We start from the raw sequence: 20,420 nt of genomic DNA on the forward strand, positions 1-20,420 counted from the left end.
GCTTCGGGGTGGGTTCCCTGGATCAGCTCAGACGACGGCGCCGTCGTCCGGGTCGTGTTCGTCCCGGTCGCCGGGGCGGAGCCGGCAGACCAGGGTGACGAAGCCGGCCAGGATGCCGGTGAAGCCGAGCAGGGTGACAATCCCCGGGTCTACCGGAAGTAGCGGCGGGTAGAGGAAGAGCAGGAAGCCGACCAGGATGGCCAGGATGCCGAGCGCGGCGTACTTGGAGATGCGGGGCAACGGTGGGGGCGGGGGCGGCGTGTACCGCTCTGCGTCCTCGTCGTCGTCGGGCAGGTCCGCGCCGAAGGTGTCCAACCCGTCGAGGAGTGACGGCTCCTCCTCCCGCTCCTGGCTGACGGAGACGCCGGAGACGTCCGCTGCGTAGGGCAGTCGCCGGGTGTCGGTGGAGGTCCGGCCGGCCCGGTCGTCGTCCACGTCTTCTGCGGCGGGCCACCGGTTGTCACCACCGCTGGCGGAGGTGGTGTGGAACCCGGCGACTATCCGGGCCCATTCGGCCTCGATGTCGGGTTCGTTGTCCCGGGCTCGGTCGGTGGCGCCCTCGTCGGCGAGTTGGGTCAGATAGTCCCGGGCGGTTCGCAGGTGGGAGCGGTCCACGTACAGCCGGTCGATCGGCCGGGGTGGGACTGTGGTGGTGCGGGTGACCGGGTTGAGGTCGGCCGAGGGCTGTAGGTAGGCGGCGATGCCACCGGCGGCGAGCACGTCCAAAAGGTGCTCACCGACCCGGGGATCCACATCACCGGCGACCGCGTACTCGCTTGCGTCGATCCCGTTGTCCCGCCGTCCCCGGCGGGCCCCACCCGCTGACACCGGACAACCTCCTCATCGCGCGCCGGGGCGCGCTCCCGAAGCCTCTCGGCGTCTGTGCCCGCCGTGTCTTGAATCGTGACACGCCGGGGACCGGTTGCGGGAGTGCGTTCGGTCGCGTCTTGCGATCGGAGCGGTCGCCGGGCGAGCCCGACCGGGGCCGATCGCCCGCCCCGGACCCGATCGTACGTGCCGTCAGCGCTCGCTCATGCCGGCGCGGCGGCGTAGCGACGCCACGTCGGTCACCACGATCCGGCGCCCCTCGGTGCGCAGCCAGCCCCGACTGGCGAAGGAGCCGATCGCCTGGTTGACGCTTTGCCGGGAGCCGCCGGCCATCTCGGCGAGCTGGCTCTGGTTGAGCTCAATGGTGATCATGGGGGCCTGGCTCTCACCGGCCAGGCGGACCAGCGTCTTGGCCACCCTTCCGGGCAGATCGAGGAAGACATGGTCGGCGTTCTGCTCGGTCAGCCGGCGGATCAGGCTGCCCAGGGAGCGCATCACCGCGTCAAGGATGCGCGGGTTCGAGTGCACCAACTCCATGAAGGCGCCCCGGGACAGGGCGAGGGCCGCGCAGTCCTCGATTGCCTCGGCGGATGCCGACCGGGTGGAGGCGTCCAGCAGTGAGACCTCGCCCAGCACCTCTGGCGGCCGGATCACCGACAGCACTGCCCGCTCACCGGTGGGAGCCGTGCGGAAGACGGCCACCGCACCGCGGCGTAGCACGATCAGGGACTCGCCCGGGTCGTTCTCCACGAAGAGCAGCTGCCCCTTGCGGTAGGTGCGTGGCACCGCCGCCGCGATTACTCGTTGTCGGGCTTCTGGCTCGAGGCCGGCGAACATCTCGACGCCCGTGAGCGCGTCACCCGGCTCCGGTAGGCGCACCTCCACGGCCCAACCCCTCCCCCGGTCAAGGACCCCTGACTCGCTCACCGGGTGAACCTGACAGGGACTGCCAAGGTGCTCCGACGCCTCCGGTAGCGGTACACATCAGATCATGACGGCCTGGTCGCTTGCTGTACACCCCTCAATTCGTTTGCGTGACCTTCGAGACCTTTCCGATACCAGTTCTGACCTGCGAGGACGCGGAGCGCTCCGGCGGGCGGCACCCACCCTGGTCCGGTCCTGGCGGCGTACGCCAGGATGGCGGTGATGGTTTATCGCTACTTCTATGACTGCGAGTTCATCGAGGATGGCCGCACCATCGACCTGGTGTCGATCGGCGTCGTCGATGAGTACGGCCGTGACTTCTACGCTGTCTCCACCGAGTTCGACGACTCCCGGGCGGTGTCCTGGGTGCGTCGCAACGTGCTGAGTCAGTTGCCGTCGCCGGCGGATCGGGCCTGGCGGTCCCGCGCGCGGATCCGGGACGAACTGGAGGAGTTCCTGTTGGAGCCGGTCCGGGGCCGCCCCGGCGAGCAGCTGGAGCTGTGGGCGTGGTACGCGGCGTACGATCACGTGTCGCTGGCGCAGCTGTGGGGGGCGATGACGGCACTGCCTCGTCAGATCCCGCGCTTCACCAAGGACCTGCGCCAGCTCTGGGATGACCGGGGTCGTCCGCCGCTGCCGGACGCGGACGCGGCTCGGCACGACGCGCTGGTGGACGCGCGACACAACCTGGCTCGGTGGCAGGCCATGACCGGACCGGGTCGGACCGGATCGGGTCGACGTTGATCAGATACCGCTCCGGGGACTGGCTACCGCCTGGTAGCCGGGGTGCGGTGTCGGCGCATAGCGGACGGGACTACAGTTCGCAATGACGGCCCGCCCCGGGCCGGCAATGGCGCCGATGGTCTGTTTCGACACATATCCTGGGGCTTAACCGGGCTTTACCCAATGTTCCCAGGAGGATGAGCAGATCATGCGTATCGGCGTGCTCACCGGCGGCGGCGACTGCCCCGGTCTCAACGCGGTCATCCGGGCGGTGGTCCGCAAGGGCGTGGCCAACTACGGTCACGAGTTTGTGGGCTTCCGGGATGGCTGGAAGGGCCCGCTCGAGGGGCTCTCTCGCCCGCTGGGGATCGCAGAGGTGCGGGGAATCCTGCCGCGTGGCGGTACGATCCTGGGCTCCTCCCGGACCAACCCGTTCAAGATTGAGAACGGCGTTGAGCGGATCAAGGAGAACCTCGCCACGCAGGGTGTTGACGCGCTGATCGCGATCGGCGGCGAGGACACCCTCGGTGTCGCCACCAAGCTGCACGAACTCGGCGTCAACGTCATCGGCGTGCCGAAGACGATCGACAACGACCTCGGCGCCACCGACTACACCTTCGGCTTCGACACCGCGGTCAACATCGCGATGGAGGCTATCGACCGGCTGCACACCACCGCCGAGAGCCACCACCGCACCCTGGTGGTCGAGGTGATGGGTCGGCACGCTGGCTGGATTGCCCTGCACGCCGGTCTCGCCGGTGGCGCCAACGTGATCCTGCTGCCGGAGCGGCAGTTCGATGTGAACCAGGTCGCCGGCTACGTCGAGAAGCGCTTCCAGCACCAGTACGCCCCGATCGTCGTGGTCGCCGAGGGCGCCCACCCGCTCGAGGGGCAGATGGTCCTGCACAACCAGGAGCTGGACGCCTTCGGCCACGTCCGCCTCGGTGGCGTCGGCCAGTGGCTCGCCGAGCAGCTCGAAGCCAAGACCGGCAAGGAAGCCCGTACCGTCGTGCTCGGCCACATCCAGCGCGGGGGCACCCCGACCGCCTTCGACCGGGTGCTCGCCACCCGGCTGGGTCTCCAGGCGATCGACGCCGTGCACGAGGGGGACTGGGGCAAGATGGTGGCGATGCAGAGCACGGACATCGTTCGCGTGCCGCTGGCCGAGGCCACCCGCGAGCTCAAGACCGTGCCGCTGGAGCGGTACGCCGAGGCCGAGGTCTTCTTCGGTAGCTGACCGTTGCGCCGGTGCGCGGTGGGCCCGGCCCACCGCGCACCGGCCTACGCTGGAAGGGGTACGGCGATGGCGGATACCGTGCACCCGGTCGCGGTTATTGGGGCCGGCAAGATCGGCGAGCTGGTGCTCTCGGGCCTGCTGCGCTCGGGCTGGCCGGCGGAGCGGCTGCTGGCCACCACCCGGCGGCAGGCACGGGCCGAGGAACTGGCCCTTCGCTACGGCGTACGGATGGTCGACAACCACACTGCGGTGGCCGAGGCCGAGGTGCTCGCGATCGCGGTCAAGCCGCAGGACGCGGCCGCGTTGCTGGACGAGATCGGCCCGAAGATTCCGGCCGACAAGCTGGTCATCTCGCTCTGTGCTGGCCTGCCCACCAGCTTCTTCGGTCGGCGGTTGGCCGCCGGCACCCCGGTGGTGCGGGTGATGACCAACACTCCGGCTCTGGTTGACGAGGCGATGTCGGCGATCTCCGCCGGGGAGCACGCCACCGGCGCGCACCTGGCCCTGGCCGAGGAGATGTTCACCCCGCTCGGCGGGACCCTGCGGGTCCCCGAGTCGCAGCAGGACGCGGTGACCGCGTTGTCGGGTTCCGGGCCGGCGTACTTCTACCTGCTGGTTGAGGCGATGGTCGACGCGGGTATCCTGCTTGGCCTGCCCCGGCAGGTTGCCCACGAGTTGATCGTGCAGACCGCGATCGGGTCGGCGGTCATGCTGCGCGACTCCGGTGAGCACCCGGTAAAGCTGCGGGAGGCGGTGACCTCGCCCGCCGGCACCACCATCTCTGCCGTCCGCGAGTTGGAGAAGCACGGGGTGCGGGCGGCGCTGTTGGCCGCCTTGGAGGCGGCCCGGGACCGGGCCGGGGAGCTGGCCGCCCAGGCCGACTGAGCGGCAACGGACACCGGTCGGACGCGGCGCCGGGAGCAGACCGGCCGCGTTGACGGCCACCGGGACGAAGGTGGCCCCGAGGGGCACCCTCGGGGCCGGTAGCGGGGCCGGCCACTGTGCAGCGGCCGGCCCCGGAATCGTCACAGGTCCTTACACTGCCCGGAGGTCGGTCCCTGCACCGAGTTCGGCACGCCGTTGTCGGTGGGCGCAACGGTGTTCTGAGAGCACGACAGTGGTCCGCCGACCGACCCCGCCGCGATCACCGGCGCCTGGTTCTGCGTCAGGACCGTCGGCCCGGCGACGCTGGTGCGTTCGATGCTCACCTCGCCGGTCACGTGGGACACCGTCAGCGGCCCACCGATCTGGACCTCCTGGAGCACCACCGCCTCGGCCCCGTTGGCGGCCACCGGACCGGAGATGGTCGAGTCAACCGCGTAGAGCGCGGCACCGGAGCGCACCGTCACCGGCCCCTTGACGGTCGCCTCGGACAGGCACGTCACCCCGGAGTCGATCTTCAGAGGGCCCTTGACGTTGCCGCTCACCGTCTTCGTGCACTCCGGTGACGCCGTGGCGAGCAGCTCGACCTCGGCGAGGACGGGGACGGAGTCGCGGCTCTCGGGCGTGAGCCGGTAGTGCAGGTACCGCCCGGGCCGGTCTACGGCGAAGGACCGGGTCTGCAGTCGCCAGGTGAACTCCTCACCGGCGCGACTGTCGATGGTGGTCCAGGTGTCCCCGTCGTAGGAGCCCTGCAGGTGCCAACCCACCGGGTCGGTCCCGGTGTCCGGCCCCGACGTGAGGGTGTAGTGCAGGACCCGCTCCGGGGCGCCCACCACCGCCCACTGCACCGGCGCCGCCACCGGAGCCGAGGTGGTGGAGGTGTTGTCGGCCAGCGCCGCCGGACCACCGGTCACCGCGATGTCGGACATCGGTCGGGGTGTCTCACCGGAGGCGGTGAGCGACGGCGGGAGGTCCTCCTCGCCGCTGCCCCAGGAGGACGGTTGCGAGCCCATGTTGAAGTCCAGCACCGCGCCATCGGCCAGCACCTCGTGTGAGATCGAGGTCTGCTGGTACGGCTTCCCGTTGACCTTGAGGCCCTGCACGTAGACGTTGTCGGCGCTGTTGTTCGGCGCGTTGACAACGATCTTTTTGCCGTTGTCCAGGTGCACGGTGGCCTTCGTGAACAGCGGTGAGCCGATCACGTAGTTCTCGCTACCCACCTGGAGCGGGTAGAAGCCCAGTGCGCTGAACAGGTACCACGCCGAGGTCTCGCCGTTGTCCTCGTCCCCGGCGTACCCTTGGCCGATCTCGCTGCCGATGTACAGCCGGGACAGCACCTCTCGGACGATCTTCTGCGTCTTGGCCGGCTGGCCGGCGTAGTTGTACATCCAGGGAATGTGGTGCGACACCTGGTTGCTGAAGCCCCACATGCCCATCCGGACGTCCCGCGCCTCCCGCATCTCGTGGATGATCCGGCCGTACGAGCCGGGGAAGGTCCCCGTCTCCGGCGTGGCGAAGAACTCGTCCAGCTTCTCGGCCAGCGCCTCCCGTCCGCCGTACAGGTTGGCGAGGCCCTCGCCGTCGTGCGGAACGTGGAAGGCGAAGTTCCACCCGTTGGTCTCGGTGTAGTCGTGCTCGTGCCCCCACACGTGCGGCTCGTACGTCTCCGGCGTCGACTTCCACTGCCCGGACGCGTTACGTCCCTGGAAGAACTCGATCGCGGGGTCGAACGTGTGCACGTAGTTCAGCGCCCGGCTGCGGAAGTACTCCGCCTCCTCCCGGTAACGGGACCGGTCGGCCTCCGGGGTCTCCGGGTCCTCGGCCAGCTCGGCGGCCATGTTCGCGATGCCGAAGTCGTTGATGTAGCCCTCCAGCGCCCAGGAGACGCCTTCGGAGACCGCGGTCGAGGTGTACCCGTCGAAGATCGATTCCTGCAGGCCCTTCCGGCCAACGCTGCTGTTGTTGGCGTTCCCGGGCGGCACGACGGTGGCGTTGCGTACCGCCGCGTCGTACGCGTCCCGTACGTCGAAGTTGCGTACCCCCTTGACGTACGCGTCAGCGAACGAGACGTCCGAGCTGGTGCCGGTCATCAGGTTCCGGTAGCCGGGGGCCGACCACCGCGACACCCAACCACCGTCCCGGTACTGCTGGACGAAGCCGTCAACGAGTTCACCGGCGGTGGTGGGGTTGAACAGCGCGTACGCCGGCCAGGTGGTGCGGTAAGTGTCCCAGAAGCCGTTGTTGACGTACACCTTTCCGGCCACCACGTCCGCACCGGTCTCGGTCGGGGTGGTTCCCGGCGGAAGGGTGCTCGAGGTGGACGACTGCACCGCGTGCTTCCACACCGGAGCGTCCGCGGTTCCGACGTTCTCGTGCGCGGAGTTCGGGTAGAGGAAGAGTCGGTAGAGGTTGGAGTACAGGGTCACCAGCTGTTCGTCGGTAGCCCCCTCGACCTCGATGACCTTGAGCTTGTCGTCCCAGAGGTCCTGGGCGCGGTCGCGGACGGTGTCGAAGGTGTCGTTCTCAGCGATCTCCAGCGCCAGGTTCTTCCGAGCCTGGTCGAGGGAGATCAGCGAGGTTGCGATCCGCAGTGTTACGACCTTCGACGTCGAGGTGTCGAAGGCCAGGTAGCCGGTCACGTCGTCGCCGCCACCACCGGTCAACCCGCCGTGGGCGACGACGGGGCGGTCCACTGTGCCGTAGACGAACATCCGGGTGGCGCCGCTGCCCAGCCGGGCGTCGGAGAAGCCGGTCACGGTGCCGTCGGCGTTGAGGGTCAGACCACCCTGGTTGTTGAGGTTGTCGAAGATCAGATTCCCGCGGTCCCCGGTGAAGGTGAAGCGGAACATCGCGGCATGGTCGGTGGGAGCGATCTCCGTCTTGAGCCCGTTGTCGAAGGTCACGCCGTAGTAGTGGGGCTTGGCCGTCTCGTTGGCATGTTGGAAGGCCAGCGCCCGGGCCGTCCTGTTGGCGTTCGGCTTGTCGCTGGCCGCCGACGGCATGACCTGGAAGGTCTGCCGGTCACCGATCCACGGGCTGGGCTCGTGGCTGGCGGTGAACGCCTGGATCGTCGGCCGGTTGTCGGCGTTGTTGTCCCGTTGGTACTGGTAGACCCAGCTGTTCGAGCCGGCATTGGTCATCGGCGTCCAGAAGTTGAAGCCGTGCGGCACCGCGGTCGCCGGGAAGGTGTTTCCCCGGGAGAAGTCTCCGGTGGAGTTCGTACCGCGGGTGGTCAATGCGTAGTCGGAGAGCCGGTCGTAGGTGGGGCGCTCGGGGCTCCCGGTCACCCGGATGTCGTCCACCCAGCCGCGGAAGGCGCCGGGGCCGGTGCTGCTGTCGTACCCGATCAGAATCCGGTCGATCCGCTTGCCCGCGGCCACGTCACCGAGGGAGGCTCGTTTGATGTTCCACTGGTCGGCGTAGAGCGACTTGGTGGTCCCCTGCTTCGATGGATGGAGACCGAACCCGTACTGGTCAACCGCGTTCAGGTCGCTCAGGTAGGTGCCGTCGTCGAAGGCCAGGTCGACCGCGGCGTAGGTGCTCGGGTAGTCGAGATCGCCCTGGGTCAGCTCGGGGAAGATCAGGTATGACAGCTCGCTGGTCGGGGTGACGTCGATGTCAACGTCGAAGATCTTGTTGTAGGCGTAGCCGCGTCCGTCAACGGTCTGCCCGCCCGAGTAGCGCAGCGCGTGTTTGCCGGTCCAGCCGGCGTTGGCCTTGGCGGTGGGGCTTCCCGCGGGCCCGTTGTCGACGACGCTGTACATCGGTGTCGGCGGCTTGGGCGTGGTGTCGCCGTTGGAGAGCTGGAGATCTGCCAGCTGGACGATGTCTGTGCCGTGGTTGGCCGTGATGTCCAGGCGGTAGTGCGCGTACTCGGTGTCGTTGCTGAACCGGTACTCCTTGGTCTGGAACCGTTCGGGGAAGTCCTGCCCGGTCTGGGTGTCCAGGGTGACCCAGGTGTCGCCGTCGGTCGAGCCCTGTAGCTCCCAGTCCTGCGGGTCCCGCTCCGGTGCGTCGTTGGCGGAGGTGAGTGCGTAGTGCACCACGGTCGCTGGTGTCTCGAGCTCGGCCTGGATCCAGCCGGTGGGCTCGAAGACCAGCCACTTGGTGGACGCGTCACCGTCGATGACTCGCCGGACGGTTTCGTTGGGCGGGTTGTCGCCGTTGGCGGTTACATCGACAATCGTGTCATTGATGCTGCCGGGGATTCCGCCGGAATTTGGGTTTCCGGTTACCCCGGACATCTTGGGCTTTCCGGCCGCGTCGGTTTCCACGGTGTTGGTCCACGTCGGCTGCGAATCGTCGGAGTCGAACGAGGAAAAGAAGTTGGTGTCGAGCGGCGGTGCCGCCGCTGCTGGCAGTTGGGTGCCCGGTATCGCCAGGCCAACCGCGAGCACGGTGGCGATCGCCCTCCGGTGTCTGCCCACGTGATCCTCCAGGGGGTCGCCAGGCGTGAGGGGGGTCACGCCTGATGGTCGGAGAAAGCGTGTCGGCAGGAGACAACGTTGTCAATAGGTGATGAGGGTCTCTAGCGCCTATCCTGTGATGCGGTTCACGATCATCCGGTCAGGGTGGCGGCAATAGGAGAGTTAAGCGCCTTTTGGCGGATCATCTCGTGATGTCATCGTTACTTTTTCGTGGCTTGGTCGACGTTGACGAGAACTGGCCGCAACGAAAGTGTTGTGGCCCTAAGACAACGATGTCATCCCTAGCGGGAGGAACCATGGGCAAGATGCGTAGGGCGGCCGTCGCCGCGGTTGGGGCGCTCGCGTTGCTGTCGCCCGCCGCTTGCGGTGGTGCCGACAGCGGGGCCGACCAGGAGGTGGAGGTCTTCACCTGGTGGGCCGACGGGGGCGAGAAGGCCGGCCTCGACGGTCTGGTCGCCGCCTTCGACGAGCAGTGCGACTACTCGTTCGTGAACGGGGCGGTGGCGGGCGGCGCCGGTTCGAACGCCAAGCAGGTGCTGGCCTCCCGGCTCCAGCAGGGCGACGCGCCGGACACCTTCCAGGCCCACGCCGGTGCCGCGTTGTCGGACTACATCGCGGCTGGCCAGATCGAGGATCTCAGCGACCTGTACGAGGAGTGGGGCCTCACCGAGGCGCTGCCGCCGGGCCTGATCGACAACCTTAGCGTGGACGGCAAGGTCTACTCGGTGCCGGCGAACATCCACCGGTCGAACGTGCTCTGGACAAACAAGGCGGTCCTGGCCGACGCCGGGATCACGGCCGAGCCGACGACGCTGGCCGAGCTCTTCGCCGCGCTCGACACGCTCAAGAGCGCGGGCATCGGCGCGCCGCTCGCGATTGGCAAGGACTGGTCCCAGCTGATGCTGCTGGAGGCGGTCATGATCAGTGACCTCGGCCCGGAGGGCTTCACCGGCCTCTGGACCGGTGCGACCGATTGGAACAGCCCCGAGGTCACCCAGGGCCTGGAGAACTACAAGCGGCTGCTCAGCTACACCAACGGGGATCGGGACACCTACGACTGGACCGACGCCGGCAAGCTCCTCATGGACGGCAAGGCCGGTTTCTTCCTGATGGGGGACTGGGCGCCGGGCGACTTCGAGACCAAGGGCTTCACCGACTTCGGCTACATCGCGTTCCCGGGTAACGGGGACACCTTCCAGTGGCTCGCCGACTCCTTCGTGTTGCCGCAGGGGGTCGATAACCCCGAGGGCACCAAGTGCTGGCTGAAGACGGTCGGCAGCGCGGAGGGGCAGCAGGCGTTCAACATCAAGAAGGGCTCCATCCCCGCCCGTACCGATGTCACCGAGGCCGACTACCCCGCCTACCAGCAGTCGGCAATCCAGGCGTGGAAGACCGGCACGCAGGTTCCGTCCTGCGCCCACGGTGCGGCCTGCTCGCAGGGCGCCATGGAGGCGGCGAACTCCGCGATCGGCAAGTTCTCCAGCGACCAGGACCTGGCGGGTCTGCAGAAGGCGATGTCCGCCGCCGCCGCGCTCGGCAAGAACTAGCACGGCTCGCAGTTTCGGTAACCGCACGGCTGGCGCTCTCGCGCGGTCGTGCGGTTACCGGTCCCGGTTGACACTCGTCCGTCCGAACCCACCAGGAATCTGCCATGCTCACTCGCGTCCGGCGATGGGGACCCGGCCTTCTGCTGATCTCCCCCTCGTTACTCCTGCTTGGAGTGTTCGTCTACGGTCTCATTGGTTGGACGATAAAGGTCTCGATGTCGGATCGGCACAGCGCCGCCGAGTCGGACGGATTCGTCGGCCTGAGTAACTATGTCGATCTGTTCACCAACGACATCAACGGCCGGTTCCTGCACTCGCTGCGGAATCTGCTGATCTTTACCGTCGTCTTTCTGCTCGGCACGATGCTGCTGGGCCTGCTCTGGGCGTTCCTCCTGGAGCGCGGGGTCCGGGCGGAGGGGCTGTTCCGAACCGTCTACCTGTTCCCCATGGCGGTCTCGTTCGTTGCCTCCGGTGTGGTCTGGCGATGGCTGATGAACTCCGGGCAGGGCGACGACGCTGGTGGCCTGAACGCGATCTTCGGACAGCTGAATCTCGACTTCCTGCAAAACTCTTGGTGGACCGACCCAGAATGGGGCATGGTCGCCATGGCGGTCCCGGCGATCTGGCAGCTCTCCGGCTATGTCATGGCGCTGTTCCTGGCTGGGTTCCGCGGCATTCCGGCGGAGCTTCGCGAGGCGGCCGCGGTCGACGGCGCCAGCACTTTCCAGCTCTACCGGCGGGTCCTCTTTCCGCAGCTGACCCCGGTGGCGCTCTCTGCGTTGATCATCGTCGGGCACATGTCCATGAAGATGTTCGACCTGATCATGTCTGTCTCCGGTGCCCAGTGGCTGACCGAGGTGCCGGCCGTCTACGTCTGGCAGACCCTGTTGACCAGTGACTATGCCAAGGCCTCGGCGATCTCGGTGATCCTGTTGCTGCTGGTCGCGTTGGTCATCGTGCCCTACCTGGTGCAGACGATGAGAACGGAGCGACGCTCGTGACCACCACGACCACCCGGCGGACGCCCCCACCGGCCGTCGCGGCGCCGCCCCGAAAGCGTCGCGGCCCCACCGCTGGGGTAGTCGGACGCACCCTTCGGTACGGGCTGCTGCTGCTCTTCCTGCTCATCGTTCTGATGCCGGCGTACGTCCTCGTCGTGACCAGCTTCAAGTCGGGCTCCGACATCGGTGTGAACGGGCAGTGGAGTCTGCCCGAGCAGTGGACCACCGAATCGTGGGCCAAGGCGTGGACGGCCCTGGGCCCGTCGTTCGTCCGGACCTTCCAGCTCGCCATTCCGGTCGCGTTGATCTCCTCGCTGCTCGGTGCGGCGAATGGTTTCGTCCTGTCCCGGTGGCGCTTTCCCGGTGCGGACATCGTCTTCACCCTGATCCTGTTCGGGATGTTCATCCCCTACCAGGCGGTGATGGTTCCGTTGCGGGATGTGGTCAGCACCCTCGGTATCGCGCCCGGTATTCCTACGCTGATCTTCGTGCACTGCGTCTACGGCATCCCGATCTGCACGCTCATCTTCCGTAACTACTACGCCACCACGGTGCCGGTGGAGATGGTCGAGGCCGCGTGGGTCGACGGTGCGGGTCTCCTCCGCACCTTCCGGTCGATCATCCTGCCGGTGTCGATTCCGGGCTTCGTGGTCGCCGTGATCTGGCAGTTCACCTCGGCGTGGAACGACTACCTGTTTGCGATCTTCTTGTCCAACACCCGGAATGGGCCGATCACGATCGCGCTCAATGCGCTCGCGGGAGCTCAGTCCCCCGACTACGCGGCCTCAATGGCCGGAGCGTTGATCACCTCACTGCCCACTCTGGTTGTCTACGTATTCCTGGGCCGCTGGTTCATTGGTGGGCTCATGGCGGGATCGGTGAAGAGCTGACATGACCGAACGTCTCTCCAGCCGGCGGTCGACGCCAACCGGCCTGATTCCGGACACCGCCCATCAGCAACTCCTCGCCAACCAGCGTGCCGCGCTGCTGCGCGCCGCCCGCACCTCGGTTCGGCCCGAGGGAGGGTTCTGGTGGTTGGGCGAACGGGGCGAACCCGACCCACGCCAGCCGCTACACACCTGGATCGCCTGCCGGATGACCCACGTCTTCGCCCTGGCGCACCTGCAACAGACGCCCGACACCGCCGACGCGGTTGACCACGGCGTCACCACGCTGCGCAGTACCCTGCGGGACGCGCAGCACGGTGGTTGGTTCAGCGCCGTGCAGCTGGATGGGGAGCCGGTCACCGACCGGAAGTCCGCGTACGAGCACGCCTTTGTCCTACTGGCCGCGAGCAGCGCGACCCGGGCCGGCCGGCCCGGTGCCGACCAACTCCTGGCCGAGGCGATCGCGGTGGTTGGCGACCGGTTCTGGGACGAGACCGCCGGTCGCACCAGGGAGTCGTGGAGCCGGGACTTCTCCGAGCTGGAGTCCTACCGCGGTGCGAACAGCAGCATGCACATGGTCGAGGCGTTCCTGGCCGTCGGTGAGGTCACCGGGGACCGTCGCTGGGCGCAACGCGCGCTCGCGATCTGCGAGCACCTGGTGCACGATGTGGCCGCCCGACACGACTGGCGACTGCCCGAGCACTTCACCGCCGACTGGGAGGTGCAGCTGGACTACAACCTCCACCAGCCTGCGGACCCCTTCCGGCCGTACGGGTCCACCATCGGCCACTGGCTGGAGTGGGCGCGACTGTTGCTGCACCTCGAGACCGCGCTCGTCGCGCCGCCCCAATGGCTGCTCGATGACGCGCGTGCGCTCTTCGTCGCGGCGGTCACTCATGGCTGGTCGGTTGACGGGGCGGATGGATTTGTCTACACCCTCGACTGGTCGGACCGGCCGGTGGTTCGATCCCGCATGCACTGGGTGCTGGCCGAGGCGATCGGGGCGGCGGCGACGCTGTGGCGGCGCACCGGCGACAGCTACTACGAGCACTGGTACCAGACCTTCTGGGACTACGCGGTTCGCCACCTCATTGACGAGAAGACCGGAGAGTGGCACCACGAGCTGGACGAGCTGAACCAGCCGGCGAACCGGGTCTGGTCGGGCCGCCCCGACGTCTACCACGCGTACCAGGCCGTCCTGCTGTCCCAGTCACCGATCAAGCCGAGCCTCGCGGGTCTCTACACCCCTGTGGGGACGGATCAGGTGGAGGTGGGCCGGTGATCGCGGTTGTTGGCGAGGCGCTGGTCGACCTGGTCGCGGAGGACACGGCCGGTAGCTACCGCGCCGTGCCCGGCGGCTCACCCGCGAATGTCGCACTCACCCTGGCCCGGCTCGAGCAGCCGGTCCGACTGCTCGCCCGGCTCGGTGGTGACGGCTTCGGCCAGCAGATCCGGGACCACCTGCGCGCCAACGGTGTCGATCTGACCTGGGCGGTTTCTGCAGTCGAGTCAACCTCGCTGGTGGTCGCCACACTTGACGGCTCCGGTCAGGCCACCTACCAGTCCTACCTGGCCGGGACCGCCGACTGGCAGTGGACCCCGGCCGAGCTACCGAGCTTCGCCGACACCGGGCTTACCGCCCTGCACTCCGGCTCACTGGCACTTGCCCTGGCACCGGGCGCGGCGGTCGTGGAGGAGCTCTTCGTCCGGGAACGAGGCCGCGGAGCGCTCACCCTGTCGATCGATCTCAACCTGCGCCCCTCCATCGTCCCCGACCGCGTCGGGGAGCAGCGCCGGGTCGAGCGACAGGTGCGCTCCGCGCACATCGTCAAGGCGAGCGAGGAGGACCTTGACTGGCTCTACCCGGACCGCACCATCGAGCAGGTCATGGCCGAGTGGCGGGCCGCCGGGGTGGCCTGCGCAGTGGTGACGCGCGGCGCTGCCGGCAGTTGTCTGCTGGCACCGGACGGGGTGATGTACCGACAGTCAGCACGGCGGGGTGAGGTGGTCGATACCGTCGGTGCGGGCGATTCGTTCACCGGCGGCCTGCTCGCCGCTCTCGCAGACTTCGATGCGCTCGGCGACCAGCCCGGTGCCCGTCTCGCGGCCGTCACCCCGAGTCAGTGGCGCCAGGGGCTGCAGCAGGCCAGCACCATCGCCGCGCTCACCTGCGGCCGGCGGGGGGCCGATCCACCCACGCTCGCCGATGCCGTCGCGGTGTTCCCCTTGAGGCCAGAGTAGCGATCTGGGTCCGGCCGGCGGGAGCGTCGGCCGGGCCACCGGGTGGTGCTCGGCGGGGCCCGGGCGGGGGGCCGGCGTCAGTTCAGGCCCCGTCGGACCAGCTGCGTCGGCAGGACCGAGGTCGACGGCCACGACCGGTCCCCACCGATGCGTTCGAACAGCTGTTCCGTCGCGATCCGTGCCAGTTCACGTTGGTCGTAGGCGATAACGGTAAACGGTCGGGGCATCAGATGGGACAGTTCAAAATCGTCGAAACCGACCAACGCCGCGTCGCTGCCTCGGCCATGAAGCTCCTGGAGCGCCCCGAGGGTGAGGCGGTTGTTGGCACAGAAGAAGGCGGTCGGCTGGTCGGCGAGGCCGAACATGTCGGCCACCGCCCGGCTGGCCTGCTCGGGTCCCTCTATTCCACTCCGTACCAACGCCTCGTCGTACGGGATACCGGAACCCGACAACTCGGCCTGTACGCCGGCCAGACGCTCACGCATTGTGTATACGTTCAAGGAACCCAGCAATATGCCGATCCGTCGGTGCCCCGCGTCGAGTAGTGAGCGGATTCCGGTGCGACTTCCGCCTTGATTGTCCAGGAGGACCACATCGGCGAGGAGTTGCCCTGGTGGCCGGTCGAGAAACACCGCCGGAAGGCCCATTTCCACCTCCCGCCGAAGAAAGGAGTGGTCTGTTCCGGCCGGAACCACGAGTAGGCCGTCCACCCGGCGCTGAACCAGCTCCAGCAACAGTGTGCGTTCGCGGTCCGGATCCTCCTCCGAAGAGGCGGTGATCAGCAGTGTCTGATGTGCCGCCGCGATCTCCGCCGCGACACCCGCGACCGTCGCATAGAACGGGTTGGCGATTTCTTCGATGAGTAGGCCGATCGTCGCGCTGAGCTGCCGGGATCGGAGATTGCGGGCGATGCCGTTGCGCCGGAAGCCCAACTCGGCGATGGCGGTCATTACTCGTCCGGCAAGTTCGGGGCCGACGGCTGGCTCGTTGTTGACCACGCGGGAGACGGTCTTGAGACTCACGCCGGCACGTCGGGCGACATCCACCATCGTGGGCCGTCGAGGCGGGGGCAGTTTGGCCGGGTGATGCAGCATGCGCCGTCCTTGTCGGCCCGTGTCGCGGATCGGCGGGCTAGCCCGAAAGTGTTCCGCTGGGTCGAGCCGCGCATGGGCCGGAAACTGTGTTTCGGCCTTCCGGTGGGCCACGCGAGCAACCTGACCACCTGACCACCGCGACGACCGTGACCGTCATGAATAACCATCCAGATAACTGGACTTTACCAGTCACTCCACTGCGAACCAAACTGCAGCGTACCCGCGAAAGGGCTCCCTGTGGGTGTGGGAAGGCGGGTCCTGCGGGCCGTCACTGTTGGAATTTGGCCGGTGGCGGGGTACGTCCGGCTGCGCCGGGGGTGCCTTCGGGCCGCTCCGCAGGCACCCCCGAGATGCGCGACTGTCGGTAGCCCGAACTGCTCGTCGTTCCGGTGCGTCCAACATGGCCGTAGCCGATGAAGGTTGTCGGGTCCTGCTTTCCGGTCAGGCCGGTGAGCGCCACCAGTCTCGGTGTACGAGGTGTGGCGTGTCGGGCGGTCTACGGCATGTGTTTCCGGGGGAGCCTACTTCGGAGCGGGTGTATCTGGAGTAAAAGTGTTTTTCAGTCATATATCTTTATTTATGACAATATCTGTTCCGTGTTTGTGCCGGGATTATGATCAATAGGCGGATAGTCGGTTCGTCTGTGTTATCCAGAGTGTTCCGTTGCGATGTGTGAACTTCTTGACGAATTTGCGGCCTGTAAGTAACGTCTCTTCATCATTAAAAAAGTTTCCTAACTGTTTGAGGGGTGTTACATGAAGAGATCACTTCGCCGGGCCCTCTGGGCCAGTGTCGTAGTCGTGCTGGCGGTCGCGGCAGTCCCGATGGCCTCGGCGTACGGTGCCGGAAGCGTCACCGCCACGTTCGACCAGGTGCAGGACTGGGGGACTGGCCACGAGGCGAAGGTGACGGTCACCAATGGCTCGAATGATTCGCTGAGCACCTGGCAGATCGAGTTCGATCTTCCTGCCGGGGCCAGCATCGGCGTTTTCTGGGACGCCGACGTCACCCGCACCGGCAACCACTACGTCGCGACCAAGAAGAGTTGGGCCGGGCCACTCGTCCCAGGTGCCAGCTTCCGCTGGGGGTACAACGGGACCGGCCCCTATCAGGCGCCAATGAACTGCACTATCAACGGTGCTCCCTGCTCCGGCGGATCCGCTCCGCCGACCACGTCACCCCCGACCACGTCCCCTCCGACGACCGCGCCGCCGACCACGCCGCCCCCGACGACCGCCCCGCCGACTACCGCACCGCCCAGTGGTGACCACAAGGTCGTTGGCTACTTCGCGCAGTGGGGCGTCTACGCCCGCAACTATCACGTGAAGAACATTCACACCAGCGGCTCGGCGGCGAAGTTGACCCACATCATGTACGCCTTCGGCAAGACCGCCGGTGGGCGCTGCGGGATCGGCGACAGCTACGCCGACTACGAGAAGGCCTACACCGCAGCAGACAGCGTGGATGGCGTCGCCGACACCTGGGACCAGCCGTTGCGGGGCAGCTTCAACCAACTGCGCAAGCTCAAGGCAATGTACCCGCATCTCAAGGTGATCTGGTCGTTCGGCGGCTGGACCTGGTCCGGCGGGTTCACCCAGGCGGCGCAGAACCCGGCCGCGTTCGCCGAGAGCTGCTACAACCTGGTTGAGGATCCGCGCTGGGCGGATGTCTTCGACGGCATCGACATCGACTGGGAATACCCGAACGCCTGTGGTCTCACCTGCGACTCCAGCGGGCCAGCCGCGTTCAAGAACGTGGTGGACGCGCTGCGTTCCCGGTTTGGTCCGTCGGCTCTGGTCACCGCCGCGATCACCGGTGACGCCAGCAACGGTGGCCGGATCGATGCTGCCGACTACGCCGGCGCGGCGCCCAACCTTGACTGGATCATGGCGATGACCTACGACTACTTCGGCGCCTTCAGCCCGCAGGGTCCGACCGCCCCGCACTCGCCGCTCTACTCGTACTCCGGCATTCCGCAGCAGGGCTTCTGGTCCGATGCGACGATCCAGAAACTCAAGAGTAAGGGGGTTTCGGCCGACAAGCTGCTGCTCGGCATCGGCTTCTACGGTCGAGGGTGGACCGGTGTCACCCAGGCCGCCCCGGGTGGTAGCGCCACCGGAGCCGCTCCCGGCACCTACGAGCCGGGCTTCGATGACTACAAGGTCCTGAAGAACACCTGTCCGGTAACCGGGACGGTCGGCGGCACGGCGTACGCCAAGTGCGGCAACAACTGGTGGAGCTATGACACCCCGGCCACCATCGGCGGCAAGATGATCTACGCGAAGAACGAGGGCCTCGGTGGCGCGTTCTTCTGGGAGCTCTCCGGCGACACGACCGACGGGGAGTTGATCAGCGCCATCGAGAGCGGTCTCGGCTAGCGCCCCGACCAACGCGCGATCGACACGGGCGGGGGAGGGGTCACGGATCGCCCCTTCCCCGCCCGTGTCGGGTGGACCGGCACTCCGGCCGGTGTGACAGACTCGCCGGTCGACGGTCGGAATCCATGGCGTTCGGAGGTGGCATGCGTACGGCGTACCGGAGGCTGGGGCTCGGCGTGCTTGGCGGGAGTTTGCTGGTGACCCTCCTCGGTTGCGGCGCGGACGAGCCGGCGGAGTCCGCCGAGCAGGCGCCCGCGGTCGAGAGCGCGACCAAGGCGCGGGAGCGGGTGCAGGCGTACCTTGATGCGGTAGCGGCCAAGGACGTGGCTGCCGGGCGCAGCCAGTTCTGCGCCGTGATGCATCCGGCGTTCGACGCCGTCGCCACCGGACCGAGCGGCGACTTCGCTGACCACTTTGAGGTGTCGCAGGCGCAGATCACCGAGGTCGGGCCCGGTCCGCGGGGCGAGGAGGTCAGCGCGACGGTGTCGGTGACCACCGACGCGGAGGAACTGGTCCGCCCGCTGCTGTTCACGGTCACCCGGGACGGGGCCGACTGGTGTATCGCCAGTGAGACACCCGGCAGTACGGCGCCCGCCGCGACCGCTACTCCCGAGCCGACCGAAGCCCCCTGATCCGACTGTCCCGCGGCCGGCACTCTGCGCCCGATTCAGTTCGACGTCAGTGACGGATCTCTCACCTGCCGGAACGGCCCCCCTCGCGGGTTTGGTGCCGGATCCGTCGCCGTAGGCTTTCTGCCATGCGCCATGAGTGGCATCAGCTGAGCCATCCCGCTGTCGGTAGTCCGGTGCTGCAGACCAGCCGGCCGACCATCGATTCCGCCGAGGACGCTGCCCTCGGCCTGGACCGTTGGCGGGACCTGCCGCGTGCCCAGACTCCGCCTTGGCCAGACGGTGCCCAGGTCGCCGAGGTTTGCAAGGTGTTGGAGAACGTCCCGTCGGTCGTGGCCCCGTACGAGGTCGACCAGTTGCAGCGCCAACTCGCACTGGTCTGCGAGGGCAAGGCGTTCCTGCTCCAGGGCGGGGACTGTGCGGAGACCTTCGCCGACAACACCGAGAGCCACCTGCTCGCCAACGCCCGTACCTTGCTGCAGATGGCGATCGTGCTCACCTACGGTGCCTCGTTGCCGGTGGTCAAGGTCGCCCGGGTGGCCGGTCAGTACACCAAGCCCCGGTCGCTGCCGACCGACGCGCGTGGCCTACCGGCCTACCGAGGCGACATGATCAACTCCTTGGACGCGACGCCGGAGGCGCGGGTTGCCGACCCGCAACGGATGATCCGGGCGTACGCGAACTCCGCCGCCGCGATGAATATGCTCCGTGCCTACCTTGCTGGGGGGCTGGCGGACCTGCACGCGGTGCACGACTGGAACAAGGGCTTCGTGCGGAACTCGCCGGCCGGTGAGCGGTACGAGGCGATCGCCCGGGAGATTGACCGGGCGCTGGCCTTCATCCAGGCCTGCGGGATGACCGAGGACGAGGCGTTACGGACCGTCACCCTCTACTGTTCCCACGAGGCGCTGGCCTTGGAGTATGACCGGGCGTTGACCCGTGTTTCCGACAGCCGAGCGTACGGGCTCTCTGGGCACCTGCTCTGGGTGGGCGAGCGTACCCGGCAGCTCGACGGGGCGCATATTGACTTCATCTCCCGGATCGCGAACCCGATTGGAGTGAAGCTCGGCCCGACCACGAAGCCGGACGACGTCATCGAGCTGTGCGAGAAGCTCAACCCGAATAATGTTCCAGGACGGTTGACCCTGGTCAGCCGGATGGGCAACCATCGGGTCCGCGATGTCCTGCCGTCGCTCGTCGCCAAGGTCTCCGCCGCCGGCGCCAAGGTGGTGTGGCAGTGTGACCCGATGCACGGCAACACCCACGAGTCGTCCAACGGCTACAAGACCCGGCACTTCGACCGGATCGTAGACGAGGTGCTGGGCTACTTCGAGGTGCACCGTGGCCTGGAAACCCACCCCGGCGGGCTACACGTCGAGCTGACTGGTGAAGATGTCACCGAGTGCCTCGGCGGTGCCCAGGGCATCGGCGATGTCGATCTGCCCGACCGGTACGAGACTGCCTGCGACCCGCGACTGAACACCCAACAGTCGCTGGAGTTGGCGTTCCTGGTAGCCGAGATGCTCCGTGGCTGACGCGAGGAGTGAGCTTGCGAGCCCCGCAGTCGGCGGCCGGTGGGGATGATTGTGGCTGACGCGAGGAGTGAGCTTGCGAGCCCCGCA

Annotated in this window: 15 protein-coding genes; 11 read left to right on the forward strand and 4 right to left on the reverse strand. The window is 67.5% G+C overall.

All coding sequences use genetic code 11. The annotated features are described in order from the left end of the window. Positions 1 to 27: 27 nt before the first annotated feature. On the reverse strand, positions 28 to 828 hold the full coding sequence (locus K228_RS0103920) for a hypothetical protein (RefSeq protein ID WP_025617235.1): 801 nt from the start codon (positions 826 to 828) through the stop codon (positions 28 to 30). A gap of 192 nt (positions 829 to 1,020) precedes the next feature. Continuing rightward, positions 1,021 to 1,713, reverse strand: coding sequence for a Crp/Fnr family transcriptional regulator (locus K228_RS0103925; RefSeq protein WP_012014480.1), 693 nt, complete (start codon positions 1,711 to 1,713; stop codon positions 1,021 to 1,023). Positions 1,714 to 1,974: 261 nt separating this feature from the next. Between K228_RS0103925 and K228_RS0103930 the strand changes: the two genes are divergently transcribed. The 3 genes from K228_RS0103930 to proC all read left to right on the forward strand — a co-directional run bounded on the left by K228_RS0103930 (position 1,975) and on the right by proC (position 4,597). Next, entirely contained in the window at positions 1,975 to 2,496 is a 522-nt protein-coding gene (locus K228_RS0103930; protein ID WP_025617236.1) for a polyadenylate-specific 3'-exoribonuclease AS, read from the forward strand. A gap of 187 nt (positions 2,497 to 2,683) precedes the next feature. Further along, entirely contained in the window at positions 2,684 to 3,712 is a 1,029-nt protein-coding gene (locus K228_RS0103935; RefSeq protein ID WP_012014478.1) for a 6-phosphofructokinase, read from the forward strand. 66 nt (positions 3,713 to 3,778) lie between these two features. After that, positions 3,779 to 4,597: a pyrroline-5-carboxylate reductase gene (gene proC, locus K228_RS0103940; protein WP_025617237.1), complete on the forward strand. Its 819-nt coding sequence runs from the start codon at positions 3,779 to 3,781 to the stop codon at positions 4,595 to 4,597. Positions 4,598 to 4,737: 140 nt separating this feature from the next. Here proC and K228_RS0103945 read toward each other — a convergent pair whose 3' ends face one another. Continuing rightward, complete coding sequence (locus K228_RS0103945; protein WP_025617238.1) at positions 4,738 to 9,021, reverse strand: GH92 family glycosyl hydrolase; 4,284 nt, start codon at positions 9,019 to 9,021, stop codon at positions 4,738 to 4,740. A gap of 305 nt (positions 9,022 to 9,326) precedes the next feature. Here K228_RS0103945 and K228_RS0103950 point away from each other — a divergent pair, with 305 nt between their 5' ends. The 5 genes from K228_RS0103950 (at position 9,327) to K228_RS0103970 (ending at position 14,697) form a co-directional block, all read left to right on the forward strand. Beyond that, complete coding sequence (locus tag K228_RS0103950) at positions 9,327 to 10,568, forward strand: ABC transporter substrate-binding protein (RefSeq protein ID WP_025617239.1); 1,242 nt, start codon at positions 9,327 to 9,329, stop codon at positions 10,566 to 10,568. Between the two features lie 104 nt (positions 10,569 to 10,672). Next, positions 10,673 to 11,569 carry a carbohydrate ABC transporter permease gene (locus tag K228_RS0103955; RefSeq protein WP_025617240.1) on the forward strand — a complete coding sequence of 299 codons (897 nt, stop codon included), beginning with the start codon at positions 10,673 to 10,675 and terminating at the stop codon, positions 11,567 to 11,569. Beyond that, positions 11,566 to 12,459, forward strand: coding sequence for a carbohydrate ABC transporter permease (locus K228_RS0103960; RefSeq protein ID WP_025617241.1), 894 nt, complete (start codon positions 11,566 to 11,568; stop codon positions 12,457 to 12,459). Before K228_RS0103955 ends, K228_RS0103960 begins: the two co-directional genes overlap by 4 nt. Position 12,460: 1 nt before the next feature. Next, complete coding sequence (locus K228_RS0103965; RefSeq protein WP_025617242.1) at positions 12,461 to 13,738, forward strand: AGE family epimerase/isomerase; 1,278 nt, start codon at positions 12,461 to 12,463, stop codon at positions 13,736 to 13,738. Further along, positions 13,735 to 14,697: a carbohydrate kinase family protein gene (locus K228_RS0103970; protein WP_025617243.1), complete on the forward strand. Its 963-nt coding sequence runs from the start codon at positions 13,735 to 13,737 to the stop codon at positions 14,695 to 14,697. The genes K228_RS0103965 and K228_RS0103970 overlap by 4 nt, the downstream gene beginning before the upstream one ends. Before the next feature lie 77 nt (positions 14,698 to 14,774). On the opposite strand, the gene K228_RS0103975 is transcribed toward K228_RS0103970, so the two are convergent. Further along, a complete protein-coding gene (locus tag K228_RS0103975; protein WP_025617244.1) occupies positions 14,775 to 15,791 on the reverse strand; it encodes a LacI family DNA-binding transcriptional regulator in 1,017 nt (338 codons plus the stop codon). Positions 15,792 to 16,546: 755 nt separating this feature from the next. Between K228_RS0103975 and K228_RS0103980 the strand changes: the two genes are divergently transcribed. The 3 genes from K228_RS0103980 (at position 16,547) to K228_RS0103990 (ending at position 20,333) form a co-directional block, all read left to right on the forward strand. Next, positions 16,547 to 18,169 (forward strand): glycosyl hydrolase family 18 protein, encoded by a 1,623-nt coding sequence (locus K228_RS0103980; RefSeq protein ID WP_025617245.1) that lies wholly within the window; start codon positions 16,547 to 16,549, stop codon positions 18,167 to 18,169. A 143-nt stretch (positions 18,170 to 18,312) separates the two neighbouring features. Further along, entirely contained in the window at positions 18,313 to 18,801 is a 489-nt protein-coding gene (locus K228_RS0103985) for a hypothetical protein (protein ID WP_025617246.1), read from the forward strand. Between the two features lie 125 nt (positions 18,802 to 18,926). Further along, positions 18,927 to 20,333 carry a class II 3-deoxy-7-phosphoheptulonate synthase gene (locus K228_RS0103990; RefSeq protein WP_025617247.1) on the forward strand — a complete coding sequence of 469 codons (1,407 nt, stop codon included), beginning with the start codon at positions 18,927 to 18,929 and terminating at the stop codon, positions 20,331 to 20,333. Positions 20,334 to 20,420 lie beyond the last annotated feature (87 nt).

Origin of the sequence: Salinispora cortesiana (assembly GCF_000484695.1) — a bacterium.
Classification (GTDB): Bacteria; Actinomycetota; Actinomycetes; order Mycobacteriales; family Micromonosporaceae; genus Micromonospora; species Micromonospora cortesiana.

Bases quoted from the DNA above. Each gene is read 5' to 3' on its own strand.
- K228_RS0103930 (WP_025617236.1), top strand. From the start codon at position 1,975: ATGGTTTATCGCTACTTCTATGACTGCGAGTTCATCGAGGATGGCCGC.
- K228_RS0103935 (WP_012014478.1), top strand. From the start codon at position 2,684: ATGCGTATCGGCGTGCTCACCGGCGGCGGCGACTGCCCCGGTCTCAAC.
- proC (WP_025617237.1), top strand. From the start codon at position 3,779: ATGGCGGATACCGTGCACCCGGTCGCGGTTATTGGGGCCGGCAAGATC.
- K228_RS0103950 (WP_025617239.1), top strand. From the start codon at position 9,327: ATGCGTAGGGCGGCCGTCGCCGCGGTTGGGGCGCTCGCGTTGCTGTCG.
- K228_RS0103955 (WP_025617240.1), top strand. From the start codon at position 10,673: ATGCTCACTCGCGTCCGGCGATGGGGACCCGGCCTTCTGCTGATCTCC.
- K228_RS0103965 (WP_025617242.1), top strand. From the start codon at position 12,461: ATGACCGAACGTCTCTCCAGCCGGCGGTCGACGCCAACCGGCCTGATT.
- K228_RS0103975 (WP_025617244.1), bottom strand. From the start codon at position 15,791: ATGCTGCATCACCCGGCCAAACTGCCCCCGCCTCGACGGCCCACGATG.
- K228_RS0103980 (WP_025617245.1), top strand. From the start codon at position 16,547: ATGAAGAGATCACTTCGCCGGGCCCTCTGGGCCAGTGTCGTAGTCGTG.
- K228_RS0103985 (WP_025617246.1), top strand. From the start codon at position 18,313: ATGCGTACGGCGTACCGGAGGCTGGGGCTCGGCGTGCTTGGCGGGAGT.
- K228_RS0103990 (WP_025617247.1), top strand. From the start codon at position 18,927: ATGCGCCATGAGTGGCATCAGCTGAGCCATCCCGCTGTCGGTAGTCCG.